Annotated in this window: 20 protein-coding genes; 12 read left to right on the top strand and 8 right to left on the bottom strand. The window is 77.6% G+C overall.

Going from position 1 to position 26,738, the window contains the following annotated elements; genetic code table 11:
• Positions 1 to 77 precede the first annotated feature (77 nt).
• Together ACRYM2_RS16800 and ACRYM2_RS16805 are read right to left on the bottom strand one after the other, a co-directional pair.
• Entirely contained in the window at positions 78 to 572 is a 495-nt protein-coding gene (locus ACRYM2_RS16800) for a DUF456 family protein (RefSeq protein WP_432523581.1), read from the bottom strand.
• Between the two features lie 48 nt (positions 573 to 620).
• On the bottom strand, positions 621 to 821 hold the full coding sequence (locus ACRYM2_RS16805) for a DUF7455 domain-containing protein (RefSeq protein WP_432523600.1): 201 nt from the start codon (positions 819 to 821) through the stop codon (positions 621 to 623).
• A 256-nt stretch (positions 822 to 1,077) separates the two neighbouring features.
• On the opposite strand from ACRYM2_RS16805, the gene ACRYM2_RS16810 reads away from it, so the two are divergent.
• The 6 genes from ACRYM2_RS16810 (at position 1,078) to ACRYM2_RS16835 (ending at position 9,057) form a co-directional block, all read left to right on the top strand.
• Positions 1,078 to 3,186, top strand: coding sequence for a DNA gyrase/topoisomerase IV subunit B (locus ACRYM2_RS16810; protein WP_432523582.1), 2,109 nt, complete (start codon positions 1,078 to 1,080; stop codon positions 3,184 to 3,186).
• Positions 3,187 to 3,241: 55 nt separating this feature from the next.
• Complete coding sequence (locus tag ACRYM2_RS16815; protein WP_432523583.1) at positions 3,242 to 3,709, top strand: PTS sugar transporter subunit IIA; 468 nt, start codon at positions 3,242 to 3,244, stop codon at positions 3,707 to 3,709.
• Positions 3,706 to 5,220 carry a PTS fructose transporter subunit IIC gene (locus tag ACRYM2_RS16820; RefSeq protein WP_432523584.1) on the top strand — a complete coding sequence of 505 codons (1,515 nt, stop codon included), beginning with the start codon at positions 3,706 to 3,708 and terminating at the stop codon, positions 5,218 to 5,220. Before ACRYM2_RS16815 ends, ACRYM2_RS16820 begins: the two co-directional genes overlap by 4 nt.
• 50 nt (positions 5,221 to 5,270) lie before the next feature.
• Complete coding sequence (locus ACRYM2_RS16825; RefSeq protein ID WP_432523585.1) at positions 5,271 to 5,579, top strand: HPr family phosphocarrier protein; 309 nt, start codon at positions 5,271 to 5,273, stop codon at positions 5,577 to 5,579.
• The gene (locus ACRYM2_RS16830; protein ID WP_432523586.1) at positions 5,576 to 7,315 is read left to right on the top strand and encodes a putative PEP-binding protein; all 1,740 of its coding nucleotides are present in this window, start codon (positions 5,576 to 5,578) and stop codon (positions 7,313 to 7,315) included. The genes ACRYM2_RS16825 and ACRYM2_RS16830 overlap by 4 nt, the downstream gene beginning before the upstream one ends.
• Before the next feature lie 128 nt (positions 7,316 to 7,443).
• On the top strand, positions 7,444 to 9,057 hold the full coding sequence (locus tag ACRYM2_RS16835) for a carboxylesterase/lipase family protein (RefSeq protein ID WP_432523587.1): 1,614 nt from the start codon (positions 7,444 to 7,446) through the stop codon (positions 9,055 to 9,057).
• A gap of 21 nt (positions 9,058 to 9,078) precedes the next feature.
• On the opposite strand, the gene ACRYM2_RS16840 is transcribed toward ACRYM2_RS16835, so the two are convergent.
• The 5 genes from ACRYM2_RS16840 to ACRYM2_RS16860 all read right to left on the bottom strand — a co-directional run bounded on the left by ACRYM2_RS16840 (position 9,079) and on the right by ACRYM2_RS16860 (position 17,143).
• Positions 9,079 to 10,434, bottom strand: a complete 1,356-nt coding sequence (locus ACRYM2_RS16840; RefSeq protein ID WP_432523588.1) for an amidohydrolase — start codon at positions 10,432 to 10,434, stop codon at positions 9,079 to 9,081.
• Between the two features lie 96 nt (positions 10,435 to 10,530).
• A complete protein-coding gene (locus ACRYM2_RS16845; RefSeq protein WP_432523589.1) occupies positions 10,531 to 12,882 on the bottom strand; it encodes a glycoside hydrolase family 65 protein in 2,352 nt (783 codons plus the stop codon).
• 36 nt (positions 12,883 to 12,918) lie between these two features.
• On the bottom strand, positions 12,919 to 13,833 hold the full coding sequence (locus tag ACRYM2_RS16850; protein ID WP_432523590.1) for an alpha/beta fold hydrolase: 915 nt from the start codon (positions 13,831 to 13,833) through the stop codon (positions 12,919 to 12,921).
• A gap of 135 nt (positions 13,834 to 13,968) precedes the next feature.
• The gene (locus ACRYM2_RS16855; RefSeq protein WP_432523591.1) at positions 13,969 to 16,446 is read right to left on the bottom strand and encodes a DNA gyrase/topoisomerase IV subunit A; all 2,478 of its coding nucleotides are present in this window, start codon (positions 16,444 to 16,446) and stop codon (positions 13,969 to 13,971) included.
• 49 nt (positions 16,447 to 16,495) lie between these two features.
• Positions 16,496 to 17,143: a nitroreductase family protein gene (locus tag ACRYM2_RS16860; RefSeq protein WP_432523592.1), complete on the bottom strand. Its 648-nt coding sequence runs from the start codon at positions 17,141 to 17,143 to the stop codon at positions 16,496 to 16,498.
• 69 nt (positions 17,144 to 17,212) lie between these two features.
• On the opposite strand from ACRYM2_RS16860, the gene ACRYM2_RS16865 reads away from it, so the two are divergent.
• The 4 genes from ACRYM2_RS16865 (at position 17,213) to ACRYM2_RS16880 (ending at position 23,108) form a co-directional block, all read left to right on the top strand.
• Positions 17,213 to 19,891, top strand: a complete 2,679-nt coding sequence (locus ACRYM2_RS16865; RefSeq protein ID WP_432523593.1) for a bifunctional acetate--CoA ligase family protein/GNAT family N-acetyltransferase — start codon at positions 17,213 to 17,215, stop codon at positions 19,889 to 19,891.
• A gap of 105 nt (positions 19,892 to 19,996) precedes the next feature.
• Complete coding sequence (locus ACRYM2_RS16870; protein ID WP_432523594.1) at positions 19,997 to 21,250, top strand: GGDEF domain-containing protein; 1,254 nt, start codon at positions 19,997 to 19,999, stop codon at positions 21,248 to 21,250.
• Positions 21,251 to 21,270: 20 nt separating this feature from the next.
• Positions 21,271 to 21,951 carry a DUF5998 family protein gene (locus ACRYM2_RS16875; protein ID WP_432523595.1) on the top strand — a complete coding sequence of 227 codons (681 nt, stop codon included), beginning with the start codon at positions 21,271 to 21,273 and terminating at the stop codon, positions 21,949 to 21,951.
• Between the two features lie 8 nt (positions 21,952 to 21,959).
• A complete protein-coding gene (locus tag ACRYM2_RS16880; RefSeq protein WP_432523596.1) occupies positions 21,960 to 23,108 on the top strand; it encodes an alkaline phosphatase family protein in 1,149 nt (382 codons plus the stop codon).
• 36 nt (positions 23,109 to 23,144) lie between these two features.
• Here the strand turns inward: ACRYM2_RS16880 and sepH are convergent, their stop codons facing one another.
• Positions 23,145 to 24,548 carry a septation protein SepH gene (gene sepH, locus ACRYM2_RS16885; protein ID WP_432523597.1) on the bottom strand — a complete coding sequence of 468 codons (1,404 nt, stop codon included), beginning with the start codon at positions 24,546 to 24,548 and terminating at the stop codon, positions 23,145 to 23,147.
• A gap of 162 nt (positions 24,549 to 24,710) precedes the next feature.
• Here sepH and ACRYM2_RS16890 point away from each other — a divergent pair, with 162 nt between their 5' ends.
• Together ACRYM2_RS16890 and ACRYM2_RS16895 are read left to right on the top strand one after the other, a co-directional pair.
• Positions 24,711 to 25,835 (top strand): ferrochelatase, encoded by a 1,125-nt coding sequence (locus tag ACRYM2_RS16890; RefSeq protein WP_432523598.1) that lies wholly within the window; start codon positions 24,711 to 24,713, stop codon positions 25,833 to 25,835.
• The gene (locus ACRYM2_RS16895) at positions 25,832 to 26,695 is read left to right on the top strand and encodes an inositol monophosphatase family protein (protein ID WP_432523599.1); all 864 of its coding nucleotides are present in this window, start codon (positions 25,832 to 25,834) and stop codon (positions 26,693 to 26,695) included. Before ACRYM2_RS16890 ends, ACRYM2_RS16895 begins: the two co-directional genes overlap by 4 nt.
• Positions 26,696 to 26,738 lie beyond the last annotated feature (43 nt).

Raw genomic sequence — 26,738 nt, forward strand, 5'->3', positions numbered from 1 at the left:
CCCGACCGCCAGGAGCGGTCGGGGCCTTCGACGTGCCGGGGGTCGCCGGGGGCCGTGCCGGGGTGCTGGGCAGGACCTCAGCGCAGGACGAGCGCGCCCGCGACCCAGGTGGCGGCGGCCAGCACGCCGGCCCCCATCTCGATGGCGACGCTCAGCCCGACGCCCCCGAGCGCCACGACGGTCGAGCGCCACGCGCCGGCGGCGCGGCCCGCGCCGGCCGAGCTGCGCAGCAGCTGCGCGAGGAAGACGCCGAGGACGAAGCCGAGGGGCAGGCCCAGCACCGGGACGACGAAGAAGCCGACGACGCCGAGCAGACCGCCCAGCAGCAGCGAGGACCTCGGGATGCCCGCGCGCGCCATCCGGCGCCCGGGCAGCAGGTACATCGCGACCTGGCCGGCGACCAGCAGCGCCGCGGCCCCGGCGAAGAAGGCCCAGGCGGCGCCGCCGGTGGCCACCGCCCAGACCAGCAGCGCCAGCGCGATGAGGAGGGTGCCCGGCAGGACGGGCACGACGACGCCGACGAGGCCGACCGCGACGGCCAGCCCCACGACGACGAGCCCGGCGTCACCCATCGTGCGGGTGGCGCCGGGCTCGGCGGACGTGCTCAGTGCTCAGGACGCTCAGCGCTCGTCGGGCGCCGCGCTGGCGGGCGTGGCCGACAGCTTCTGGGTCTCGTCGTGGACGGTGCTGGCCACCTCGCGCAGGGCGTCGCGGTGCTCGCGGCCGTGGTGAGCGCAGAACATCAGCTCGCCACCGGCGGAGAGCACCACCCGCACGTAGGCCTGCGCGCCGCACCGGTCGCAACGGTCGGCGGCGGTCATGGGTTCGTCGGCGAGGGTGGTGCTGGTTGCGGTGGTCACTCCGCGACTCCTTCCGGGTCGTGCACGCTGGGCGGCAGCTGCTGCTCCCGCCTCACACTCTTCCCCAACCGCGCCCCGCCCGCGCGCGTTCCCACGCCGACGGACCAACGCGTTCGCTCTCGGCGGAGGTGGTCCGGCGCCCGGCAGCGGCTGCGCGGCCGCTGCGGCGCTGCGGGTCGCGCACGCCGGCCCGCACGGCCGCACGTAGGCTTCCGGGGTGACCCCGCCCAGCTCCACCCCCCGCTCCCGCGCGCGCGAGGAGGGCGGTGAGGACCGCTACACCGCCGCCAACCTCCTCGTCCTGGAAGGGCTGGAGGCCGTCCGCAAGCGACCGGGCATGTACATCGGCTCCACCGACTCCCGCGGCCTCATGCACTGCCTGTGGGAGATCATCGACAACTCCGTCGACGAGGCCCTGGGCGGGCACTGCAGCCGCATCGACGTCGTGCTGCACGCCGACGGCTCGGTGGAGGTCCACGACGACGGCCGCGGCATCCCCGTCGACGTCGAGCGGCGCACCGGCCTGTCGGGCGTGGAGGTCGTCTTCACCCACCTGCACGCCGGCGGCAAGTTCGGCGGCGGCTCGTACTCGGCCTCCGGCGGTCTGCACGGCGTCGGCGCCAGCGTCGTGAACGCGCTGTCCGCGCGCCTGGACGTCCAGGTCGACCGCGGGGGCAAGACGTGGGCCACCAGCTTCCGGCGCGGCACGCCCGGGCGCTACGCGGGCGAGGGCCCCGACGCCGACTTCACCCCCACCACGGGGCTGGAGGTCGTCGGCCGCGCCAAGCGCGGGGCCACCGGCACCCGGGTGCGCTACTGGGCGGACCGGCAGATCTTCCTCAAGGAGGCCGCGTTCTCCTACGACGACCTCGCCGCCCGCGCGCGCCAGACCTCCTTCCTCGTGCCCGGCCTGCGCATCGTGGTGCGCGACGAGCGCACGGGCGAGCCCACCGAGGAGGTCTTCCAGCACGACGGCGGCATCAGCGAGTACGCCGAGTACCTGACCCCGGACGCGCCGGTCACCTCGGTGTGGCGGCTGCAGGGCGAGGACGTCTTCACCGAGACCGTCCCCGTCCTCGACGACAGCGGCCACATGACGCCGCAGGACGTGCAGCGCCAGTGCGTCGTCGACATCGCGCTGCGCTGGGGCACCGGCTACGACCCGACGGTGCGCTCCTTCGTCAACATCATCTCCACCCCCAAGGGCGGCAGCCACCTCGCCGGCTTCGAGCAGGGCCTGTTCGCGGCGGTCAAGAAGCAGGTGGACGCCCAGGCCCGCCGGCTGAAGGTCGGCAAGGACGAGAAGCTGGAGAAGGACGACGTCCTCGCCGGGATCACCGCGGTCGTCACCGTCCGGCTGGCCGAACCGCAGTTCGAGGGGCAGACCAAGGAGGTCCTCGGCACCGCCGCCGTGCGCGCGATCGTGCGCAAGGTCGTGGAGAGGGAGCTCGGGGAGGTCTTCGCCTCCCCGCGGCGCGAGGACAAGCAGCAGACCTCCGTGGTGCTCGACAAGGTCGTCACGGAGATGAAGAGCCGCATCTCCGCGCGCCTGCACAAGGAGACGCAGCGGCGCAAGAACGCCCTGGAGTCCTCCTCGCTGCCGGCCAAGCTCAAGGACTGCCGCTCCGACGACGTCGAGAACACCGAGCTCTTCCTCGTCGAGGGCGACTCCGCGCTGGGCACCGCCATGGGGGCGCGCAACTCCGAGTACCAGGCGCTGCTGCCGCTGCGCGGCAAGATCCTCAACGTCCAGAAGGCGTCCGTGGCGGACATGCTGAAGAACGCCGAGTGCGCCTCGATCATCCAGGTCGTCGGCGGCGGCTCCGGGCGCAGCTTCGACCTGTCGGCGGTGCGCTACGGCAAGATCGTGCTGATGACCGACGCCGACGTCGACGGCGCGCACATCCGCACGCTGCTGCTGACGCTGTTCTTCCGCTACATGCGCCCGCTCATCGAAGCCGGCCGCGTCTTCGCCGCCGTGCCGCCGCTGCACCGCATCGAGGTCAACGGCACCGGCCGCGCCAAGCGCGAGGTGGTCTACACCTACTCCGACGCCGAGCTGCGCAAGGTGATCGCGGATCTGACCCGGCGCGGGCGCACGTACAAGGACCCCCAGCGCTACAAGGGGCTGGGGGAGATGGACGAGGACCAGCTGGCCGAGACGACGATGGAGCGCGCGCACCGCACGCTGCGGCGGGTGACCGTGGCCGACGGAGCGGTCGCCGAGCGGGTCTTCGAGCTGCTCATGGGCAACGACGTCGGCCCCCGCAAGGACTTCATCATCGCCGGGGCCGAGCGGCTGGACCGCGAGCGCATCGACGCCTGAGCCGTCGGGACGCTCCGCCACCCCGTTCCCGACACCCCGCGGAGGACCTGCAGCGATGACCGACGACGCCGACCTCACCGCTCCCGAGCTCGTGGACGTCGACCTGCGCGCCGCCGACCGCGCCGACGCGACGCGCCAGCTGGCCCGGCGCCTGGCCGACGCCGGCCGCGTCAGCGACCTCGAGCGCTTCCTCGCCGACGTCACCGCCCGCGAGGAGCAGATGGCCACCGGCGTCCCCGGCGGGATCGGGCTGCCGCACGCCCGCTCGAGCGCCGTGACGGTGACCAGCCTGGCCGTCGGCCGCGTCGTGAGCGGCGAGGGCGTCGACTGGGGCGCCCCGGACGGCCCGGCGAACCTCGTCCTGCTCATCGCCGCGCCCGCCGACGGCGAGGGCGAGCACCTGCAGGTCCTCGCCGCGCTGGCCCGCAAGCTCGTGCACGCCCCCTTCCGCGCGTCGCTGCTGACCGCCCCCGACGCCGCGGCGCTGGCCGGGATCGTCCTGCGGGAGGTCTGCGGGCGATGAGGTTCGTCGCGGTCACGTCCTGCCCCACCGGCATCGCCCACACCTACATGGCCGCCGAGGCGCTGGAGCAGGCGGGCAGGAGCGCCGGCCACGAGGTCGTCGTGGAGACGCAGGGAGCGGCGGGCGCCGACCCGGTGGACCCGGCCGTCATCGCCGCCGCCGACGGCGCGATCTTCGCCGCCGACCTCGAGGTCCGCGACAAGGGGCGCTTCGCCGGGCTGCCGGTCCTGGAGGTCAGCGTCAAGAGGGCCGTCGCCGACGCGCCGGGGGTCCTGGCCGCGGCGGTCGCCACCGTCGGGTCCGCCACCGGGTCCACCACCGGGTCCACCGTCCACCAGCCGGCCGCCGTGCCCGCCGGGCGGGCCGCGGCGGGCCCGCGCGCCGGCACCCGGGTCCGGCAGTGGCTCATGACCGGTGTCAGCCACATGATCCCGTTCGTCGCCGCCGGCGGCATCATGATCGCCCTGTCCTACCTCATCGGCGGCTTCCGGATCAGCGAGGTCCGGGCCGAGGACCTCATCGCCGCCTTCGACCCGCTGTCCGCGCACGACTGGGCGGGGGTGCTGTTCGTCGTCGGCAGCGCCTCGTTCGGCTTCCTCGTCCCCGTCCTGGCCGGGTTCATCGGCTTCGCCGTCGCCGACCGCCCGGGCATCGCGCCCGGCTTCGTCGGCGGTGCGGTCGCCGTCACGGTCGGCGCCGGGTTCCTCGGCGGTCTCGTGGCGGGCTTCCTCGGGGGCTTCACCGCCCTGGCCCTGGCCCGGCTGCGGGTGCCCACCGCGGTGCGCGGCGTCATGCCCGTCGTCGTCATCCCGCTGATCGCCACGTCGGTGACGGCCGGTGCCCTGCTCGTCGTGCTGGGCCGGCCGCTGCGAGCCCTCATGGACGCCCTGACGGCCGGGCTGAACTCCCTGACCGGCAGCGGCATCGTCCTGCTGGGAGTCGTGCTGGGCGCCATGATGGCCGCCGACCTCGGCGGGCCGATCAACAAGGTCGCCTACACCTTCGCCACCACCGGGCTGGCCACGGTGGCCACCGCGTCCGGTGACGCGGTGGAGCTGCGGGTCATGGCCGCCTGCATGGCGGCCGGGATGACACCGCCGCTGGGCATGGCGCTCGCGACGTTCGTGCGCAGGAGCCGGTTCAGCGCGGCCGAGCGCGAGAACGGCAAGGCGGCGGTGCTGCTCGGCGCGTTCTTCATCACCGAGGGCGCGATCCCGTTCGCCGCCACCGCGCCGCTGCGCACCATCCCGGCCGTCGTCCTCGGCTCCGGGCTCACCGGAGGGCTGGTGATGGCCTTCGGCAACACCCTGCGCGCCCCGCACGGCGGTGTCGTGGTCTTCGGCCTCGTCGGCCACTGGCCGCTGTACCTGCTGGCCGTCCTCGTCGGGACGGCCGTCACCGCCGCCGCGGCGATCGCCCTCAAGGGCCGCCCCCGCCAGGACCCGCCGCCGGCCGCGACCGCCGCCGCGCCGGGCGGTGCCGCGGCCCGCTCGGGGACCGGCCCGGCCTGAGCGCCCGACCGACCCGCCGCCCCCACCACCCGCGCCGCCGAGGAGCCCCCGTGACCACCCGCACCGCCGTCGTCGGCTCCCGCGTCGGCCTGCACGCCCGCCCCGCCGCGCTGCTGGTGCAGGCCGTCACCGCCAGCGGCCTGCCGGTGACCCTCTCGCTGGGGGACCGGGGCCCCGTCGACGCGCGCAGCATCCTGCTGGTCATGGGGCTCGGGGCGCGGCACGGCGACCGGGTCGTGCTGTCCGTCGACGACACCGGCGACGGCACCGGTGACGGCACCGGTGACGACGGCGGCGCCGGCGCCGTCCTGGAGCGGCTGGCGGCGCTCGTCGAGACCGACCACGACGCGCTCGCGTGAGCGCGCCCGCCCCGGCCGGCGGCCGCGGCGCCCGCCCCGGCGCGGTCCTCACCGGGGTGGGGGTGGGCACCGGCACCGCCGTGGGCACCGCCGTCGTCCTCGCCCCGCCCGCGCGGCCGCCCGCCGACGAGCCGGCCCCGGCCGACGCGCTCGCGGCGGGCGCCGCCGTCCGCGCCGCGTTCGCCGCCGTGGCCTCCACCCTGCGGGAGCGGGCCCGGTCCGCCGGGACGGCGGCGGCGCAGGTGCTGCAGGCGATCGCGCTCATGGCCGAGGACCCGGGGCTGCTCGCCGAGGCCGAGCGCCGCCTGGACGCGGGCGACGGCCCGGCCACGGCGGTCCACGAGGCCGTCGAGACGTTCTGCGCCGTGCTGGTCGCGGCCGGTCCGCACCTGGCCGAGCGGGCCGGCGACCTGCGCGACGTGGGCGAGCGCGTCGTCGCGCACCTGCTGGGCCTGCCGCCGCCGGGCCTGCCGCCGCTGGACGGCCCGTCGGTCCTCGTCGCCGGCGACCTGGCCCCGGCCGACACCGCGGTGCTGGACCCGGCGCGCGTCGTCGGCGTCGTCACCGAGCGCGGCGGCCCCACCAGTCACACCGCGGTCATCGCCGCGCAGCTCGGCATCCCCTGCGTCGTGCGCGCCGAGGGCGCCCTCGGCCTGCCGGCCGGGGCCCGCCTCGCCGTCGACGCGCGCACCGGCACCGTCACCTGCGACCCGCCGGACGACCTCGTCGCGGACCTCGCCGCGCGCAGCGCCGCGCGGAGGCGGCTGGTGCGCGGCGCCGGCGGCCCCGGCCGCACCGCCGACGGGCTCCCCGTCGCGCTGCTGGCCAACGTCGGCACCCTCGAGGAGGCCGAGCGGGCCGCGGCCGCCCGGGGCGCCGAGGAGGTGGAGGGCGTGGGGCTGCTGCGCACCGAGGTGCTCTTCCTCGACCGGGCGCTCGCGCCCGCGCTGGAGGAGCAGGCCGACGCCTACGCGCGGGTGCTCACCGCCTTCGGCGGGCGCCCGGTCGTGGTGCGCACCCTGGACGCCGGGGCCGACAAGCCGCTGGCGTTCGCGCCCACCGGCGAGCAGGGCAACCTCGCGCTGGGGCTGCGCGGGCTGCGCACCGCCCGCCGCCACCCGCAGCTGCTGACCACCCAGCTGCAGGCGCTGGCCGCGGCGGCCGCGCGCACCCGCACGCGGCCGTCGGTGATGGCCCCGATGGTCTCCACCCCCGCCGAGGCCGCGGACTTCGCCGCCCGGGCGCGCGCCGCGGGGCTGGCCGAGGCGGGGGCGGGGATCGGGGCGGTGGTCGAGGTGCCGGCCGCGGCGCTGCGCGCGCAGGCGCTGCTGGCGGCCGGGCTGGACTTCCTGAGCATCGGCACCAACGACCTCGCGCAGTACGCGATGGCCGCCGACCGCCTCGCCGGCGGGCTGGCCGACCTGCTCGACCCCTGGCAGCCGGCGCTGCTGCAGCTCGTCGCCCTCACCGGCGCCGCCGGTGCGGCCGCGGGCCGCCCCGTCGGGGTGTGCGGTGAGGCGGCGCGCGAGCCGCTGCTGGCGCTGGTCCTCGTCGGCCTGGGCGCCACGAGCCTGTCGATGGCCCCGGCCGCGGTGCCCGCGGTCCGCGCCGCCCTGGCCCGCACGACGGCGGCGACGTGCCGGGCGATGGCCGCGGCGGCGCTGGCCGCCGACTCCCCGCAGCGGGCGCGCACCGCGGCGGCGGGCCTGGCGGACCCGCAGGTGCTCGCGCTGTAGCGTGCGAGGGGTCGCGCACCCGTGACGGACCTCTCGGCGGGACGTCCCCCCGGCCTCGCCGAGAGGTCCCTCAGGGGTGCGCGCCGCGCGTCCGGGAGGTCTCCGGGCGCCCGTCCGGGAGGAGCGCCATGGCCAGGGACCCCAGGGTCGTCGTCACGAGCGCCGGAGCCGTCCGCGGCCGGCCGCCCGAGCGCGGTGTCGTCGCCTTCCGCGGCATCCCCTACGCCGCCGCGCCGGTCGGCCGCGCCCGCTTCGCCGCCCCCGCGCCCCCGGCTCCGTGGCGGGGGGTGCGCGAGGCGCGCGAGCCCTCGCCGGTCGCACCGCAGGACCCGCGCTCGGGCTACGGCTGGGACCCGGGGGCGGGTGCCGACCACCTCACCGTCGACGTGTTCGCCCCCGAGCCCGCGCCCGGGCGCGCCCCCGGGCGCGCCCTGCCGGTGCTGGTGTGGATCCACGGCGGCGGCTGGATCTCCGGGTCCGGCTCGGCGCCCGCCTACCACCCGCGGGCGTGGGTGCGCCGGGGCTTCGTCGTCGTCTCCCTGAACTACCGCCTGGGGTTCGAGGGGTTCGGGTCGGTGGAGGGGGCGCCGGAGAACCGCGGGCTGCTGGACCAGGTCGCGGCGCTGCGCTGGGTGCGCGACGAGGTCGCCGCGTTCGGCGGCGACCCGGACCGGGTGACGATCGCCGGGCAGTCCGCCGGCGCCGCCTCCGTGGCGGCGCTGCTGTGCGCACCCGCCGCGCGGGGGCTGTTCTCGCGGGCCATCGCCGCCAGCACCACCGCCGAGACCTACACCGTCGCGCAGGCCCGGCGGGTGGCGGCGCGGGTGGCCAGCGCGGCCCGGGTGCCCGCGACGCTCGACGGGTTCGCGGGGCTGCCGCCGGTGCGGCTGCTGGCGGCGACGGACGCCGTCGCGGCGGACCTGGCCGCCGACCCCGACGCCGGTCCGCGCGGTGCCGTGCCGCTGCTGTACCACCCCGTCGTCGACGGCGACCTGGTGCCGGGGCCCGCGGTGGAGGGTGCGCACGCGGGCGGCGACCCGGACGTGGAGCTGCTGGTGAGCACCACCGACGACGAGTGGACGCTGTTCTCCCGCAGCCGCTTCGCACCCGTGGCCAGGACGGGCGCCGACGTGGCGGCGTTCGCCGCGGCGGTGGGCCTGGGCCCGGAGGGGGTGCAGGCCTACCGGCGGCTGCTGCCGGGCGCCGATCCGGGCGCGGTGGGGGACGCGCTGCTCACCGACGCCCTCTTCGCCGAACCCTCCCGCCGCTTCGCGCGCCGGCACGCCGAGCGCGGCGGGCGGACCTTCCTGGCCCGGTTCGCCTGGCGCTCACCCGCCTTCGGCGGCCGGTTCGGCGCCACCCACGGGCTGGACGTGCCGTTCGCCTTCGGCAACCCGCTGACGATGGAGCTGTTCCTGCACGCGGTGCCGGTGCTGCCGCTGGTGCGCCGCCTGCCCGGGGTGGGCGACCGGCTGCCCGGGCTGTTCCCCACCCCGGCCGCGAGCGCGCTGGCGCGGCGCGTGGTCGAGGCGTGGACCTCCTTCGCCGCCCACGGCGACCCCGGCTGGCCGGCCATCGGCGCGGACGGCGCACCGGTGCGGGTGTGGGCCTCCACCGACCGCCTCGAGCGCGAGCCCGACCCGCGCGCGGCGATCTGGCGCGACGTGGAGTTCCGCCCCTACGACGGTGCGCCCGCCGGTGCGCCCGCCGGTGCGGTCACCCCCGCGCGCACCGGGGGGTGAGGGCAGCCGCCCCGGCGGCGCTCACGCCAGGAACCCCTCGACGTCCAGCACCCCGCCCGCGGCCTCGAACTCCGCGCGGACCGCGGCCAGCAGGTCCGGGTCGGCCAGCACGTCCAGCGCGGTCAGCGCCAGCCCCACCGCGCCGTCCACGACCCCGGCGTCCCCGGAGGCGGATCCCGCGGCCGCCGCGAACTCCGCGGTGTGCAGGGACAGCTCCGGGCCGGCGACGGCGAGCATCGGGTGGATGGAGGGGACCCGGACGCTGACGTTGCCCAGGTCGGTGGACCCCGACAGCGTCTCGGGCACCACCCCCGGCGGCAGCGCCGTGCGGCCGCGGCGGGCCTGGTGGCGGCTCCAGCGGGCGGCCAGCTCCAGGTTCGCCCGGATCGGCAGGTACGCGGGCTGCCGGTCCCACTCCAGCCGCACCCCGCAGCCGGTCATGGCGGCCGCGGCGCGCAGGACCGTGTCGACCCGCCCGCACAGGTCGGCCAGGGTCGCGGGCTCGGCCGAGCGCACGTAGTACTCCGAGGAGGCCGTCGCGGGCACCACGTTGGGCCGCTGGCCGCCGTCGACGACGATGCCGTGCACCCGGTCGGCGGGGCTGATGTGCTGGCGCAGCATGGCGATGCCCTGGTAACCGGCCACGACGGCGTCGAGGGCGTTGCGCCCCATGAACGGCTGGGCCGAGGCGTGCGCGGCGACCCCCGTGTACGTCGCCCGCACCTGCCGGCGGCCGAGGAAGGGCTGCACGGCCACGTCGTAGCTGAACGGGTGCAGCATCACGACGGCGTCCACGCCGTCGAAGGCGCCCTCGCGGGCCATCAGCTCCTTGCCGCCGCCGCCCTCCTCGGCGGGGGTGCCCAGCAGCAGCGCCGTGCCGCCCACCGCTCCCGAGCGCAGCGCGGCGGCCAGCGCCAGGAAGGCGCCGACGGCGCTGGCGCAGATGACGTTGTGCCCGCAGCCGTGCCCGATGCCCGGCAGGGCGTCGTACTCGGCGAGCACCGCCACCACGGGCCCCTCGCCGGCGCTGACGCCCGCCCGCAGCGCGGTCTCCAGCCCGTGCACCCCCACCTGCGCCTGCACCCCGTGCGCGGCGAGCAGGTCGGCGACCGCGCGCACGGAGGCGTGCTCGGCGAAGGCCTCCTCGGGGCAGGCGTGCAGCCGGTGGCTCAGCGCCAGCAGGTCCTCGCGCAGCTCCTCCACGGCGGCCTCGGCGGCGTCGAGGACCGCCGCCGGAGCGCCGGCGAAGGCGCTGCGCAGCGGGGTGGCGCCGGCGGCCGCCCGCTCGGTGGCGGCGCGCACGCCCTCCAGGTAGGTCGTGTCCGGCCGGGTGGGCCGCGTGTCGTCGCGCACCGCGTCGGGGGTCTGGTCAGCCATGGCAGGCAGGCCTACCGCGCACCGGGCCGCGGATCCAGCCCGGGCGCGGCGCGTCGCCACCGCGCGGCGCCCGCGTGCCGGCGGGTGGAGCGGGGGTCAGCCCGCCCGCGCGCGCACCTCGCGCGGGTCGCGCCCCCGCGGCTGCGACGGGCGCGGCAGCGGCTGGACCTCCGGCACGTCGAAGGTGCACGGCGCCTCCAGGTCCACCCTGAACTCCCGCCCGTGGTGGGAGGTCGTCAGCGGGCCGCCGCTGACGACGGTGTACCGCGCCCGCTGCCGGTCGCCCTCGCGGCTGATCGACACCTCCAGGCAGGAGCCGCGGTGCCGGGTGCGGAAGCACAGCCCGCGCAGCCCCTCCGGCAGCCGGGGCGCGAACGCCAGCCGCCCGTCGGCGTCGCGCATCCCGCCGAAGCCGGCCACCAGCGCCTGCCAGGCCCCGGCCAGGGAGGCGATGTGCAGCCCGTCGGCCGTCTTGCCGCGCAGGTCGTGCAGGTCCACGAACGCGGCCTCGTGCGCGTAGTCCTCCGCCAGGCCCAGGTGCCCCACCTCGGCGGCGATGACGGCCTGCACCGACGCCGACAGCGAGGAGTCGCGCACCGTCAGCGCCTCGTAGTACTCGAAGGCGGCGCGCTTGTCCTCCGGGCTGAACGCGTCCGGGCGCAGCTGCAGCGCCAGCACGAGGTCGGCCTGCTTGGCGACCTGGCGGCGGTACAGGCTGAAGTACGGGAAGTGGTCGGCCAGCGGGTACTGCTCGATCGAGGTGCCCTCGAAGTCCCACCGCTTGCGCCGGGTCGAGCCGGCGTCCTGGGTGGGCATCCCGGTGTCCGGGTCGCGCGGCACGTGCACCGCGTCGGCCAGCCGCTCCCAGACGGCCAGCTCCTCCTCGCCCACGCCGAGGGCGTCCGCGCGCTCGGGGAAGCGCCGCGCCAGCTCCACCGCGGCCCGCAGGTTCGCCTGCGCCATGAGGTTGGTGTAGGCGTTGTCGTCCACCAGGGCGGTGTACTCGTCGGGACCGGTGACCCCGTCGACGTGGAAGCGGCCCTGCTCGTCCTCGCGGCCCAGCACCACCCACAAGCGCGCCGTCTCCACGACGAGGTCGGTGACGAGCTCGCGGGCCACGTCCTCGTCTCCGGTGGCGTGCACGTGGCGGACGGCGGCGTCGGCGATGTCGGCGTTCAGGTGCACCGCGGCCGTGCCCGCCGGCCAGTACCCCGAGCTCTCCCGGCCGGTGATGGTGCGCCAGGGGTACGTCGCCCCCGCCAGGCCGAGCTCGCGCGCCCGATCCCGCGCCGCCGGCAGCATCGCGTGCCGCCAGCGCAGCGCCTCCGCGGCGGCCTCCGGCCAGACGTGGTTGAGCATCGGCATGACGAACACCTCGGTGTCCCAGAAGGTGTGCCCGTCGTAGCCGGTGCCGGTCAGCCCCTTGGCGGGGATGCCCCGGTCGGTGGCCTGCGCGACCGCCTGGAAGACGTGGAAGAGCGCGAAGCGCACCGCCTGCTGCAGCTGGTCGTCGCCGTCGACGCGCACGTCGGCGTGCTCCCAGAAGTCGTCGAGGACGGCGCGCTGCTCGGCGGCCAGGTGCTCCCAGCCGGTGCGCGCGCCCTCGGTGAGGACGGTGCGCAGCCGCGCCAGCAGCGCCTCGCGGTCCACCCGCGGCTCCCAGCCCAGGACCGCGAACTTCACCACCCGCAGCTCCTGGCCCGGCTCCAGCCGCACCCGCGCGGTCGTGACGACCCGGTCGGCGGTGGCGTGGGTGCGCACCTCGGTGTCGGCCGGGCCGGCGACGTCGTGGTCGACGAGCACGGCCACCGACAGCGCGCTGCCGTCGGTGCGCTGCTGCACGAGGCCGCCGCGCCCCTGCGCCCGCGTCACCGCCTCGTGCAGCTGCGCGCTGCACACCACCGCCGAGCGCACCTCCACCTCCTGCGCGGCGTCGACGGCGCGCACCCGGTAGTCCACGGCGAGCAGGCCCGGCCGCTCCAGCGGCACGAGGCGCTCGGAGCGCACCTGCACCCGCGCGCCGTCGGGGGAGGTCCACTCCAGCTCGCGGCGCAGCGTGCCCGCGCGCAGGTCCAGCGTGCGCTCGTGGGCGTGCAGCTCACCGGTGCGCACGTCGAGGCGCTCGGGGCCGACGAACAGCTCCACCAGCGTGGGGTCGGGCACCGCGACGAGGCGCTCGGCCACCTGCGGGTAGCCGTAGCTGTACTCGGGGTAGGTCAGCGGCCACAGCTCGTAGGCCCCGCTGAGGTAGGTGCCGGGGCTGCCGCACGGGGCTCCCTCGTCCAGGGACCCGCGCACCCCCAGGCGCCCGTCGGAGAGGGCGAACAGCGACTCGGTGCGCTCGAGGGCGGAGACGTCGAGCTCGCCCTCGTGCACCGCCCACGGGTGCACCGCCCCCAGGTCCTTGCCCTCGTGCTCCCTCGCCCCGTCCGCGCCACCCGTGCCCACGTCAGCTCCCGTCCCGGCCCGCCGTGCTTCGACGGTTCACGGCGACATCCGAGCAGCTGCGGGCGCCGCCCGCACCTCCGCCGCCCGCCGCAGCAGGCCCGTGAGCACCTCCTGCGCGTGCGTCCACAGCAGCGCGCCGCCGGCGCCCGGCACGAGCGTGCGCGTCGAGGCCGGGATGCGCTCGTGCAGCCGGCGGCCGTGGTCGGGGGAGTGCACCGGGCTGGTGTCCAGCTCGCCGTACCAGAGGTCCACGGGCACGGCGAGGTCCGCGACGTCGAAGGGCCAGGGCCCCATCGCGAGCACGGTGTCGCGCGCGTACCCGCCCGGCCCCTGCCGGAAGGCCTCCGCCAGCGCGCGCCGGAACGCCGCCGAGAAGTCCGGGCGGGAGTACGCGGCGCGGTCGGCCGGCCCGCTCGTCGCCTCCACCAGCGCCTGCAGCCGCTCCGGGCCGGAACCGTCCGCGAACCGCCGCTCGGCCGCCGCGGGATCCTCCGCGCACGCCCGGGCGAGGGTTCGCAGCTGCGGCTCCAGCAGTGCGCGCGTCGACGGGTCGTGCAGGTCGTCGGCGCCCGACACCACGCTCAGGGTGCTCAGCAGACCCGCTGCCGCGCAGGCGAAGCCGAAGGCCGAACCCTGGGAGAACGCGACCCCCGCGGCGTCCCGCAGACCCGCCCGCTCGCACAGCTCCCGCACGTCCTGCGCCCAGGAGGTCAGGTCGCGGCCGGGGTGGGGGTCGGAGCCGCCCAGCCCCGGCCGGTCCAGCGAGACGAGCCGGACGCCGAGGCCGTCGAGCAGGTGGGTCCCGAACCCCAGGGACCGGCTCGTCGCCGCACCCGGGAAGAGCAGCACCGGCCGGCCGTCGGGCGGCCCCCACTCGCTCCAGGCGAGGTGGCGGCCGTCGCGCAGACGGGTCCGCCCGAGCCGCTCGGGTGCCGCGGTGCCCAGGTCCACGGCAGGCACGGTAGCCACCTGCGCGCGAGCGCGCCGGGAGTTCCCGACCGCCCTGCCCGGGCCGCACCGGGGCGGGCGCCGGGCCGGGCCGGCGCCCGCGCCCCGGGGGCGCCAGACGCCCGCGCCCCGGGGGCGTCAGAGGACGGGCGGGCCCGCGATCGCGGCCACCGGCTTGTCCAGCGCGGTGCCCGAGCCGTCGCGGCGGCCCGGCACCTCCGGCAGCGCCACCGCCGTCCCCGTCGGCGTCGCCGCCTCGGCCGGACCGCGCCCGGCCCACGCCAGCAGCAGCGCGTCCTCGCCGCGGGCGAAGCGGTGGCAGCGCACGCCACCGGTGGCCCGGCCCTTGGCCGGGTACTCCGCCAGCGGCGTCACCTTCGCCGACCCCAGCTGGCCGGTGCCGCCCGCGGAGTCCCCGGCGACCGTGACGACGACCGCGTCCGGGTCGTCGGCCTCCACGGCCGTCATCGAGACCACCCGCGCACCGGGGGAGAGCCGGATCCCGGCCACGCCCGCCGCGCCGCGCCCCTGCGGGCGCACCAGCGCGGCGGAGAAGCGCAGCAGCTGCGCGTCGGAGGAGACGAGGACCAGGTCCTCCTCGCCGGTGGTCAGCTGCACCGCGGCCACGACCTCGTCGCGCTGGCGGGCGCTGACGTCCTTGAGCGCGATGACGTCCACCTCGTCGCGGTTGCCGAGCGCCTCCAGCACGACCCGCTTGACCACGCCCGTCGCCGTCGCCAGCGCGAACCCCGGGTCGTCGGGGTCCTGCACCCCGGCCACCGGCAGCGGCACCAGCCCCAGCGCCCGCTCGCCCTTGCCGAAGGTGACGAACTCCTTCACCGCCGCACCGCCGGACAGCGTCGGGCGGCCGTTGGTGGGCGGCAGCACCGGCAGGTCCAGCACCGGCACCCGCACCAGCCGGCCGGCGGAGGTGAGCAGCCCCACGTACCCGCGCGCGGTGGCCGGTGCGGCCGAGACGAGGAGGTCGTGCTTGCTGCGCCGGCCCTCGGTGCCCAGCGGCTCGGCCGTGGCCGTGCGCGCCAGCAGCCCCGTCGAGCTCAGCAGGACGTGGCAGGGGTCGTCGGTGATCTCCAGCTGCGTCGCCGCGCCCGTCGCCGGGCCCGCGCTCGTCAGCAGCACCGTCCGCCGCGGGGAGCCGTGCTCGGCGGCGACCGCGGCCAGCTCGTCGCTCACCAGCGAGCGCAGCCGGCCCTCGTCGTCGAGGATCGCCTGCAGCTCGGCGATCGTGGCCCGCAGCTCGGCCTGCTCGCGCTCCAGCTCGATGCGCGAGAACCGGGTGAGCCGGCGCAGCTGCATGTCGAGGATGTAGCGGCCCTGGGGCTCGGACAGCGCGAAGCGCTCCGTCAGCCGCGACAGCGCGATGCCCGCGTCGTCGCTGCCGCGCACGATCGCGATGACCTCGTCGATGTCGACGATGGCCACGAGCAGGCCGTCGACCAGGTGCAGGCGGTCGGTGGCCCGGCCCAGGCGGAAGGCGGTGCGCCGGCGCACCACGTCCAGGCGGTGCGCGATGAACACCTGCAGCAGCTCGAGCAGCCCCAGCGTGCGCGGCTGGCCGTCGACCAGCGCGACGTTGTTGATGCCGAACGTCTCCTCCATCGGGGTGAGCCGGTACAGCTGCTCCAGCACGGCCTCGGGCACGAAGCCGTTCTTCACCTCGATGACCAGGTGCAGGCCGCGGGTGCGGTCGGACAGGTCCGTGACGTCCGCGACGCCCTGCAGGCGCTTGTTCTTGACGCTGTCGGCGATCTTCTCGATGAGCCGCTCCGGGCCCACCCCGTAGGGCAGCTCGGTGACCACGAGGGCCTGGCGGCGGCCGACCTTCTCCACCCGCACGTTCGCGCGGGTGCGGAACGTGCCGCGGCCGGTGGCGTAGGCGTCCCGGATGCCCTCCAAGCCGACCACCCGCCCGCCGGTGGGGAAGTCCGGGCCGGGCACGAAGCGCATGAGCGCCGGCAGGTCGGCGCCCGGGTTCTTGATGAGGTGGCGCGCGGCGGCGACGACCTCGCCGAGGTTGTGCGGCGGCATGTTCGTGGCCATGCCGACCGCGATGCCGCTGGCGCCGTTGACGAGCAGGTTCGGGAACGCCGCCGGCAGCACGCCGGGCTCGGTGAGGCGGTCGTCGTAGTTGGGGACGAAGTCGACGACGTCCTCGTCCAGGCCCGTGGTCATCAGCAGCGCCGCCGGCGCCATGCGCGCCTCGGTGTAGCGCTGCGCGGCCGGGCCGGCGTCCGGGGAGCCGAAGTTGCCGTGCCCGTCCACCAGCGGCAGGCGCATCGTGAACGGCTGCGCCTGGCGCACCAGCGCGTCGTAGATCGCGACGTCGCCGTGCGGGTGCAGCTTGCCCATGACCTCGCCGACCACGCGGGCCGACTTCACGTGCGCGCGGGCGGGCAGCAGGCCCATGTCCTGCATCATGTAGAGGATGCGCCGCTGGACGGGCTTGAGGCCGTCGCGGGCGTCGGGCAGGGCGCGCGAGTAGATGACCGAGTAGGCGTACTCCAGGAAGGCCCCCTGCATCTCCTGCTCGACGTCGATGTCGACGATCCGCTCGGGGACGTCGGGCGGCGGGGCAGGTGCGGTCTTGCGAGGCATGCCCGGCATTCTGCCGTCCCGCTCCGACGCACCGCGTCCGCGCCGCGCGCTACCCGCCCCAGGGCGCGCCGAACCGCCCGTCGTGCGCGGTGTCGGCCAGGGTGCGCCGGTGCCGCCGCGAGGGCCGCGAGCGCTCGTCCGGCGCCGGGTGGCCCAGGCCGACGACCGCCACCACGCGCCGGTCGGCGGGCACGCCGAACGCCGCGCGGACGGCCTCGTGCGCCGCCGAGGGCACCCCGAACAGGCACGCGCCGAGCCCGGCGTCCACGGCCGCGAGCAGCAGCAGCAGCCCGGACATCCCGGTGTCCACGTCCGGCCAGGGCACCTGCCAGGTGGCCGCGTCGCGGTCCGGGCCGGGCTTGTCGGGGCGCGCGTAGCGGGCCGCGTAGGCGCCGGGGTCGGCCAGCAGCACCACGAGCACCGGCGCCGTGCGCATCCCCGCCAGCCAGCCGTCGTCCACCGCACCCGCTGCCGCACCCGCCGCCGAGCCCGCTCCCCGCTCGCGCGTGGTGAGCTCCCAGAAGAGGTCGCGGTCGGCGGCCCGGCGCAGCACGAGCAGGTCGCGGCCCTGGCTGTTGCCCGCGCTGGGCGCCCGCAGCGCCGCCGCGAGCACCGCCGTCAGGACGTCCTCGTCGACGGCCCGCCCGTCGTAGCGGCGCACCATCCGCCGCGCCCGCAGCACCCGCCCGAAGTCCACCCCGCCATCCTGCCGCGCCGGGCGCGGGACCACCGGGCGCGCGGGACGGACCGCCCTAGGATCGTGACCATGCCGCTGCCGCCCGTGGGGTACCCGACCCGGTGGGAGGCCGACGTGGCCCTGCGCGACGGGGGGACGGCGCACGTGCGCCCCATCCGGCCCTCGGACGCCGACCTCGTGGCCGCCTTCCACTCCCGGCAGTCCGAGGAGTCGCGCTACCTGCGCTTCTTCGCCCCCATGCCGCGGCTGTCCCGGCGCGACCTGGCCCGCTTCACCCAGGTCGACCACGTCGACCGGGTCGCCCTCGTGGCCACCGTCGGCGAGGACATCGTCGGCATCGCCCGCTTCGACGCCGCGCCCGTGCGCCCCGGCCGCCCCCGCTCGGCCGAGGTGGCCTTCAACATCTCCGACGCCCACCAGGGCCGCGGGCTGGGCTCGGTGCTGCTGGAGCACCTGGCGGCCGCCGCCCGCGAGCGCGGCATCCGCCGCTTCACCGCCGACGTCCTGCCGCAGAACGCCAAGATGATCGGCGTCTTCCGCGAGGCCGGCTTCGAGGTGCGCCAGGGCTACTCCGACGGCGTGCTGGAGGTGTCCTTCGACATCGACCCCACCGAGCGCTCCATCGACGTCATGCGCGCGCGCGAGCAGCGCGCCGAGGCCCGCAGCGTCGCCGCGCTGCTCACCCCCTCCTCCGTCGTGGTCGTCGGCGCCCGCCGCACCCCCGGCACGGTGGGCCACCGGCTGCTCGCCGACCTCGTCACCGGCGGCTTCGCCGGGCGGGTGCACGCCGTCAACGCCGCCGGCGCCGGGCAGGAGCTGCTCGGCGTGCCGCTGCTGGCCTCGGTGCGCGAGGTGCCCGCCCCCGTCGACCTCGCCGTCATCGCCGTGCCGCCCGCGGCCGTCATCGACACCGTCGCCGACTGCGCCGCCGTGGGCGTGCGCGGGCTCGTCGTCGTCTCCAGCGGCTTCGCCGAGACCGGCCCCGAGGGCGTCGCGCTGCAGCGCGAGCTCGTGCGCATCGCCCGCGCCAACGGCATGCGCGTGGTGGGCCCGAACTCCTTCGGCCTGGTCAACACCGACCCCGCCGTGCGGCTGAACGCCTCGCTGGCCGAGGAGGTGCCCGCCCGCGGGCGCTTCGGGCTGTTCAGCCAGTCCGGGGCGCTGGCGGTCACCGTCCTCAACTCCGCGCAGCGGCGCGGGCTGGGCATCTCCACCTTCGTCTCCGCCGGCAACCGCGCCGACGTCTCCGGCAACGACCTCATGCAGTTCTGGCAGGACGACGAGGACACCGCGGCCGTCGGCCTGTACCTGGAGAGCGTCGGCAACCCCCGCAAGTTCAGCCGCGTGGCGCGCGCGCTGGCCCGCCGCAAGCCCGTCGTGGTCGTCAAGTCCGGCGCCTCCGGGTTCGGGGTGCCGCCCGGGCACGCCGTGCGCCGCTCGCAGGTGCCCTTCGAGGTCGTCGACAGCATGCTGCGCCAGGCCGGCGTCATCCGCGTGGAGAACGTCCACCAGCTCTTCGACGTCGCCCAGGTCGCCGTCGACCAGCCGCTGCCGCAGGGCTCGCGCATCGCCGTCGTCGGCAACTCCGACGCCCTGGGCACCCTGGCCGCCGACGCCTGCGTCAGCTGGGGCCTGCAGGTGGTGCACGGACCGGTCAACACCCACCCCGAGGCCGGTGCCGACGTCTTCACCGAGGCGCTGCGCGCCGCCTTCGCCGACCCCGAGGTCGACGCCGTCGTCGCCAGCTGGGTGCCGCCCACCGCCACCGTCGACGCCGCCGTGGCGGCCGCCGTCGCGCGCACCGCCGCCGAGGGCGGCAAGACGTGCGTCACGTGCTTCCTCGGCACCCGCTCGGTGTCGGCGGCGCTCGCCGGCACCCCCGAGGGCGCCGACCTGCCCTCCGTGCCGTCCTTCCCGACGCCCGAGGACGCCGTGCGGGCGCTGGCGTCGGTGGTGCGCTACGCCGAGTGGCTGCGCAAGGACCGCGGGCACCCCGTGGCCCCCGCGGGCGTCGACCTCGCCCGCGCCCGCGCCGTGGTCGAGCGCGCGCTCGCCGAGCGCCCCGAGGGCGGCGCGCTCGGCCGCGAGGCCCGCGGCGCGCTGCTGGAGGCCGTGGGCGTGCCGCTGCTGGCGCGCGCGGAGGTCGCCTCGGTGACCGAGGCCGTGGAGGCCGCCGAGCGCTTCGGCTACCCGGTGGCCCTCAAGACCGTCGGCGAGGAGCTGTCCGGCCGCCAGGACCTGCGGGGCATCCGCCTGGGGCTGGCGGGCCCGGACGCGCTGCGCGGCGCCGTCGACGAGATGCGCAGCGTCTTCGGCGACGCCGCGCGCACCCTCGCGGTGCAGCCGATGGCACCGCTGGGGGTGCCCTGCCTGGTGCGCAGCACCGAGGACCCCCTGTTCGGCCCGGTGATCTCCTTCGGCGTCGAGGGCGACCCCATCGACCTCATGGGCGACGTGGCCTACCGCATCCCCCCGCTGACCGACGTCGACGTGGCCGACCTCGTGCGCTCGGTCAAGGCCGCCCCCAAGCTCTTCGGGCACCGCGGCGCCCCGCCGCTGGACGCCGACGCCCTCGAGGACGTCGTGGCGCGCGTCGCGGTCCTGGCCGACGCGCTGCCGGAGATCGCCGAGCTGCGGCTGTCGCCCGTCCTCGTCGCCGAGCGCGGTGTCACCGTCCTGGACGCCGTGGTGCGCGTCGCCGCGCCGCAGGGGCGCGCCGACCCCGACCGGCGCACCCTGCCCGGCTGACCCGGCGCACCCCGCCCGGCTCGGGCCCGGGGCGCGGGAGGGCCACCCGGGTGGACCCGGGGAGCGCGCCGTCAAGGTGGGCGGCGGCTCCGTCGATGCCCGGTCGTGCGCACGCGCCGAGCAGCCGACGCCCCGCCGCGCCCCGCCGGGGTGGAGCGGGCCGCCGGCGTCTTCGTCGCCGTCTGCGCACCCGTGATGGGGCTGCTCGTGGCGGGCTGCCTGCTGCTGGCCCCCGACCTGGTCCTGCCCGGCCGCGTGCCGCTGCTGGCCGCGCTCGGCGTCGCCGCACCGCTCGCGGCGGGCCTGGCGCTCGTGCAGCTGCGCCGCACCGGCCGGGCCCCGCTGTGGTGGGCGCTGTGGGCCACGCTGGCCGTCTGGGGCGTCGGCGCCTGCGTGCACGACCCGGAGCTGCGCCAGTCCGTCGCCGTCGGCCTCGTCGTCGCCCCGCTCTTCACGGCGCTGTTCACCCGCGCGCGCCGCGTGAGCACCGGCCGCGCCACCGCGCTGCACCTGGTCCTGACCGCCCCGGCCGTCGTGCACCTGGCCGCCTCCAGCGAGGGCGACGTCTTCGAGCGCGCCGTCCGCGCCGCCTGCGCGGTCTCCGTCGTGGGCGTGGTCGTCGTCTGCAGCGCGGTGCTGCGCCGCCGCCTCGACGACGCCCTGGCCCGCGCCGACCACCTGGCCCTGCACGACCCCCTCACCGGGCTGCTCAACCGCCGCGGCCTGGCCGCCCGCCTGGAGGAGCTGCCGCCCGCCCCCTGGCTGGGCGTGCTGCTGGCCGACGTCGACCACTTCAAGGTCGTCAACGACCGCCTCGGCCACGACGCCGGCGACCAGGTCCTGCTGGCCGTCGCCGCCGCCGCCCGGCGCGCGGTGCGCGGCGGCGACCTGCTCGTGCGCTGGGGCGGCGAGGAGGTCCTCGTCGTGGTGCCCCTGGAGGGGCCCGGGGAGCTGGAGGTGCTCGCGCAGCGGCTGCGGCGGGAGGTGGCCGAGGCGCCCACCGCGGCCCCCGTGACGCTCAGCGCGGGGGGCGCCGCCCTGCCCGTCGGCCCCGTCGGCCCCGTCGGCCCCGTCGACCCCGCACGCCGCGGCGCCGCGGCGGTGCGCGCCGACGTCCTGGAGCGCCTCGTGCCGCACGCCGACCGCGCCCTGTACGCGGCCAAGGCCGCGGGCCGCGACCGGGTGCACCTGCAGCTGCTCGACGCGACCGGCGCCCCCGCCGGCGCCGCCGCGGGCACCGCCACCGGTGCGACCACTCGTCCCCGGACCGGTGGTCCCGGTGGGGAGGACCGCCCGGCACCGCACCGGCCGTCGCCCGAACCGGTGCCGCGGCCCGCTCCGGGCGCTCCCGGCGCCTGAGGGTGCGCGAGGATGGGGGGATGCGCGAGCGCACCAACCCCCGGCGAGCCGGACGGACCACCCCCCACGCCGAGACCCACGCCGAGACCCACGCCGACCCGCACGGCGAACCCCCGGCGGGCGGGCAGGCGTGGCACGAGCTGCCCGACGCGCTGCTGACCGACCTCGAGCGCGCCGGCTACTACCCCGCGCTGGTCGCCGACTGCCTGCGCACCGCCGTCTCCGGCGAACCGGTCGGCGCGCACCTGGTGCACCCCGAGACGACCTTCGACGCCAACGAGGTCCGCCGCCACGTCACCGTGCTGGCCACCACCCCCACCCGCCTCGTCGTCGCCCACGCCGACGACCACGGCCCCGACGAGACCGCCAGCGAGCCGTACGCCGTCTGCTCCACCGAGAGCGTCGCGCTGGAGCGGGTGCACTCCGTCGTCGTCTCCCAGGTCGTCACCCGGCCCGCCGAGCACCGCCCCGGCGCCGTCCCCGCCGAGGTCAGCCTGACGCTGGGCTGGGGCGCGGTGCAGCGCGTCGACCTCGAACCCGCCTCCTGCCCCGACCCCGACTGCGAGGCCGACCACGGCTACACGGGCTCGCTGACCGGTGACGACCTCACGGTGCGCATCGCCAGCGCCGCCGAGGGGGCCGACGCGGTCGCCGGGGCCCTCGCGTTCGCCCGGGCCCTGTCGGCCGTCACCTCCCGCTGACGCCGCCCGTGCTCCCCGTGCTCCCGGCGGCCCCCGCGTACGGCACCGACACCCTCGCCGACCTGCTGCCCGCCGTCGGGCGCGCGCTGGGGGTCGACTCGCTGGCCGCGGCCTCGCCGCAGCTGCTGCTGCCGCGGGCGCAGCGGATCTGCCTCGTGCTCGTCGACGGCATGGGCGACCTGGCGCTGCAGGCGCGTTCCGGGCACGCCCCGACCCTGCGGCGGTGGCGCTCGGAGGGCCTGCACCGCACGCTGGGCGCCGGGTTCCCCACCACCACCGCCACGAGCATGGGCCTGCTGGGCACCGGCCTGCCGCCGGGCGGGCACGGTCTCGTCGGCTACGAGGTCCTCGACCCCGAGCGCGACGAGCTGCTCAACGAGCTGCAGTGGAACGGGCCCGTCGACCCCCGCCGCTGGCAGCCGCACACGACGGTCTTCCAGCAGGTCGCGGCCGGCGGCGTCGACGTCGTGCGGGTGGCGCCGCCGCACTTCGACGGCTCCGGGCTCACCGAGGCCGCGCTGCGCGGCGGGCGCTTCGTCGGCACCCCCGAGCGCCTCGAGGCCCGCGTCGACGCCGCGGTCACCGCCGTGCGCTCGGCCCCCGCGCAGCTCACCTACCTGTACTGGGGCCGGCTGGACGCCACCGGGCACGCCGAGGGCGTGGACTCCTGGCAGTGGGGGGAGGAGCTGGGCCGCGTGGACGCCGCGATCGCCGAGCTCTCGCGCCGGCTGCCGCGCGGCACCCTGCTCGTGGTCACCGCCGACCACGGCATGGTCGACGTCGCCGCCCCCGACCGGATCGACCTCGCCCACGAGGGCGCGCTGCGCGCCGGCGTCCGGCACGCCGGCGGGGAGCCGCGCGCCGTCCAGCTGTACGTCGAGCCCGGCGCGGCGCCCCAGGTGGCCGCCGCGTGGCGCGAGCGCCTCGGCGCCTCCGCCGACGTGCTGCTGCGCGAGGAGGCCGTCGCCGCCGGCTGGTTCGGGCCGGTGGAGGAGCGCGTGGCCCCCCGCATCGGCGACGTCCTCGTCGTCATGCGCGAGCAGGTCGCCGTCGTGAACTCCGCCCGGATGCGCCCGGACACGCTGCGCCTGGTCGGCCAGCACGGGGCGCTCAGCGACGCCGAGCGCCTGGTGCCGCTGTTCTGCGTGCCCTGCTGACCGCTCCCGCCGGCCGCCGCCCGGTCCGGCGGGAGGTCAGTCCTTCTTCGTCCCGAACATGATCTCGTCCCAGCTGGGGACGCTGGAGCGCTTGCCGGCGCCGCCCCCGCCACCGCCCGCGCCGCCGCGCCGCTGCGAGCGGTTGCGCCGGCGCGCGGGCGGGCGGGGCTCGGGCTGGGTGCGGACGGGGGCCTCCGCGGTGCCCTCCCGGGGCTCCTCGACGCCGGCGTCCTGCTCCGCCGCCGCGTCCTGCGCGGGCACCCGCGCCGGAGCCTGCTCCACGTCCTCCGCCGGCGCCTGCTCCGCGTCCCGCTGCGCGCCCTGGTCCGCATGCCGGTCCGCGCTCTGGTCCGCGTGCTGGTCCGCCCCGGGCGAGGCGGCGGTGCCCGCCGCCTCGCCCACCTCGTCCTCGGACCGGGACCCGGCCGTCGTCGTCGCGGCAGGGGGAGCGGGCAGCACGGTGCGGTCCTGCAGCTCGTGGGGCGCCGACGCCGCGGGGTGCGCGGGCGGCGGGTCGGCCAGCAGCGCGTCGACCCGCGGTGCGGCGGCGGAGGCGTCGAGCTGCTCGCCGGGCGGCTCCTCGTCGTGCCGGTCCGCCCGCTGCGCGTCCTCGCTCCCGCCGCCGTCCGCGCCGCCGTCCGCTTCGACGTCCGGGTGCGGCGGGGAGGGGCGCACCCCGCGCTGCGCGTCGAGCGCGTCGAGGATGTCGCCGGTGCTCGGCCGCGCCGGGCGCCGCTCGGCGGTGCCGTCCTGGCGGCGGCCGCGCTCGCTGGTGCGCACCCCGCCGTCGGCCTCGACGTCGTAGACGCGCTCGGAGGCGGGACGACCCTCGCCGACCAGGGAGACCAGCCGGCGCGAGGGCAGCGGGCCGGCCTCGGCCGGCTCCTCCTCGCTGAGCCAGCGGGCCTCGTCGTCGCGCGCGGACAGCACCCGTGCCGCCGGGTCGAAGCCCCAGCGGGCGACGCGGCCGCGGCCACCGGCCACGAACTCGCACTGCACCGTCCAGCCGCCGTCCTCCTCGCGCCAGGAGTCCCAGCGCGCGCCCTCGGGGTCGACGGCGCGGGCGGTCAGCCGGGCCACGACGACCTCGTCGAGGGTGCCCGCCGCGCCGCGCCCGAACGGCGTGCGCCGCGCCAGGCCCGCCACGTGGGCGCGCTCGGCCAGCACCGGGCCCTCGTAGCGGCGCACGTGCTCCAGCGTCAGCCCGCCGGCGGCCGCGACGTCCTCGGCGCTCTCGCCGGAGCGGATGCGCGCCTGGATGTCGCGGGGGCGCAGCTGCGCCTCCATCTGGATCTGCAGCTGACCCAGGCGCGCGCGGTCGCGGCGCACGGCCGCGCGCAGCGCCTCGTCCACCCGCAACCGGTAGCGGTTGCCGTCGGGAGCCACGAGCACGACGTGCTCGCCGTCGTCGTGGACCCCCACGAGCCTCAGGTCCTGCATGAGGGGCGCCCTCCCGGAAGTGTCGCCGTCGCGCTGACCAGCCTGCCGACCGCCGGCCGGCCCGCGAGCCGACGTGGTGTCGGGAGTGCACTCTGCCACCTCCGGCGGCACCCCGGAGGACCCGGCGCCCCACCGCACCGCGACGGCGGTGAGAATGGCCCCGTGAGCGATGCCAGCCCCTACGACGCCCTCCTGCTGCTGTCCTTCGGCGGGCCCGAGGGTCCCGACGACGTGATGCCGTTCCTGGAGAACGTGACCCGCGGGCGGGGGATCCCCCGCGAGCGCCTGGAGGCGGTGGCCGAGCACTACCTGCACTTCGGCGGCAAGAGCCCCATCAACGACCAGAACCGCGAGCTGCTCGCGCAGCTGCGCCGCGAGCTCGACGCCCGCGGCCTGGACGGGCTGCCGCTGCTGTGGGGCAACCGCAACTGGGAGCCCTACGTCACCGACGTGCTGCGCGAGGCGCACGAGGCGGGCGCGCGGCGGGTGCTCACCGTCTTCACCAGCGCCTACTCCTCGTACTCCAGCTGCCGGCAGTACCGCGAGGACCTCGCCAGGGCGCTGGACGTCCTCGCCGGCGAGGGCCGCGCGCTGGAGGTCGACAAGATCCGGCACTACTTCAACCACCCGGCCTTCACCGAGGTCAACGGCGCGGCCGTCGCCGACGCCCTCGCCGGCCTGCCCGAGCCGGTGCGCGACGGCGCCCGCGTCGTCTTCGTCACCCACAGCGTCCCGACGGCGATGGACGACGCCTCCGGGCCGCCCGCGGCCGGCGGCGGCGCCTACGTGCGCCAGCACCGCGACGTGGCCGCCGAGGTCGCGCGGGTGGCGGGGGAGCGCGCCGGGCGCGCGCTGGAGTGGGACCTGGTCTACTGCTCGCGCAGCGGCCCGCCCTCGCAGCCGTGGCTGGAGCCCGACGTCAACGACCACCTGCGCGCCCTGCACGCCGGCGGCACCAGCGCGGTCGTCGTCGCACCGATCGGCTTCGTCAGCGACCACATGGAGGTCAAGTTCGACCTCGACACCGAGGCCGCCGAGACCGCCGAGGAGATCGGGCTGCCGTTCGCGCGGGCGGCCACGGTCGGCGCCTCCGAGCGCTTCGTGGCGGGTCTGGTCGACCTCGTGCAGGAACGCGCCGAGGTCGCGCGCGGCGGCCGCCCGCCGCAGCCGGTCAGCGGTGGGCTCGGGCCCTCGCACGTGGTGTGCCCGGTCGACTGCTGCCGCAACCTGCGCGCCGACCTGCCCGCCGCGACGGGCGAGGACTACGTCGCCCCCGCCGGGGTGTGAGCGCCGTCGTGGACGGCGGCGCCCCCGGCGGGCCGCAGGAGGCCGCCGCGCTGCGCGCTGTCGCCGAGCAGGTGGCCCGGGCCGCGGGGGAGCTCATCTCCCGCGGCCGCCCGGACCGCGTGGAGGTGGCCGCGACCAAGTCGAGCCCCACCGACGTCGTGACGGCCATGGACACCGCCTCCGAGCGGCTGCTGCGCACCGAGCTGGCGCGGCTGCGCCCCGGGGACGGCTTCCTCGGCGAGGAGGGCGGTCACGAGCCGGGCTCGAGCGGGCTGACGTGGGTGGTCGACCCCATCGACGGCACCGTCAACTACCTCTACGGCCTGCGCGCGTACGCGGTGAGCGTGGCGTGCGTGCGCGACGACGCCCACCCCCTCGGACGTCCCGACCCCGCCACCTGGACGGTCCTGGCCGGCTGCGTGCACGACCCGGCCGGGCAGGAGACCTGGTCGGCCGGGCGGGGGCTGGGCGCCACGCTCGCCGACGCCCGCGGCACCCGCCGCCTGAGCGCGCCCGCGGGTCCCGCGCTGGGGCAGGCGCTGGTGGCCACCGGCTTCGGCTACGACGCCGAGCGGCGCGCCGAGCAGGCCCGGGTGCTCGCGGGGCTGCTGCCGCGGGTGCGCGACCTGCGCCGCATCGGCACCGCGTCCCTGGACCTGTGCTCGGTGGCCGCCGGGCGCGTGGACGCCTACTACGAGCGGGGGCTGAACCCCTGGGACTTCGCCGCGGGGCTCCTGGTCGCCACCGAGGCGGGGGCCGTCGTCACCGACTTCGACGGCGCCGCTCCCGGCGGCCACGGCCTGCTGGCGGCCGGACCGGCGCTGCACCCGGTGCTGCGCGAGGCCCTCGCGCCCGGCTGAGGTCCGGGACGACGAAGAGCCCGCCCCCGGCCGGGGGCGGGCT

The organism is Kineococcus aridisoli (assembly GCF_050871885.1).
In the GTDB taxonomy this organism is placed as follows: Bacteria; Actinomycetota; Actinomycetes; order Actinomycetales; family Kineococcaceae; genus Kineococcus.

What these genes read in the sequence shown, in the direction of transcription:
- ACRYM2_RS16800 (WP_432523581.1), bottom strand. Translation starts at nt 572, where the DNA reads ATGGGTGACGCCGGGCTCGTCGTCGTGGGGCTGGCCGTCGCGGTCGGC.
- ACRYM2_RS16805 (WP_432523600.1), bottom strand. Translation starts at nt 821, where the DNA reads ATGACCGCCGCCGACCGTTGCGACCGGTGCGGCGCGCAGGCCTACGTG.
- ACRYM2_RS16815 (WP_432523583.1), top strand. Translation starts at nt 3,242, where the DNA reads ATGACCGACGACGCCGACCTCACCGCTCCCGAGCTCGTGGACGTCGAC.
- ACRYM2_RS16820 (WP_432523584.1), top strand. Translation starts at nt 3,706, where the DNA reads ATGAGGTTCGTCGCGGTCACGTCCTGCCCCACCGGCATCGCCCACACC.
- ACRYM2_RS16835 (WP_432523587.1), top strand. Translation starts at nt 7,444, where the DNA reads ATGGCCAGGGACCCCAGGGTCGTCGTCACGAGCGCCGGAGCCGTCCGC.
- ACRYM2_RS16840 (WP_432523588.1), bottom strand. Translation starts at nt 10,434, where the DNA reads ATGGCTGACCAGACCCCCGACGCGGTGCGCGACGACACGCGGCCCACC.
- ACRYM2_RS16855 (WP_432523591.1), bottom strand. Translation starts at nt 16,446, where the DNA reads ATGCCTCGCAAGACCGCACCTGCCCCGCCGCCCGACGTCCCCGAGCGG.
- ACRYM2_RS16865 (WP_432523593.1), top strand. Translation starts at nt 17,213, where the DNA reads ATGCCGCTGCCGCCCGTGGGGTACCCGACCCGGTGGGAGGCCGACGTG.
- ACRYM2_RS16875 (WP_432523595.1), top strand. Translation starts at nt 21,271, where the DNA reads ATGCGCGAGCGCACCAACCCCCGGCGAGCCGGACGGACCACCCCCCAC.
- sepH (WP_432523597.1), bottom strand. Translation starts at nt 24,548, where the DNA reads ATGCAGGACCTGAGGCTCGTGGGGGTCCACGACGACGGCGAGCACGTC.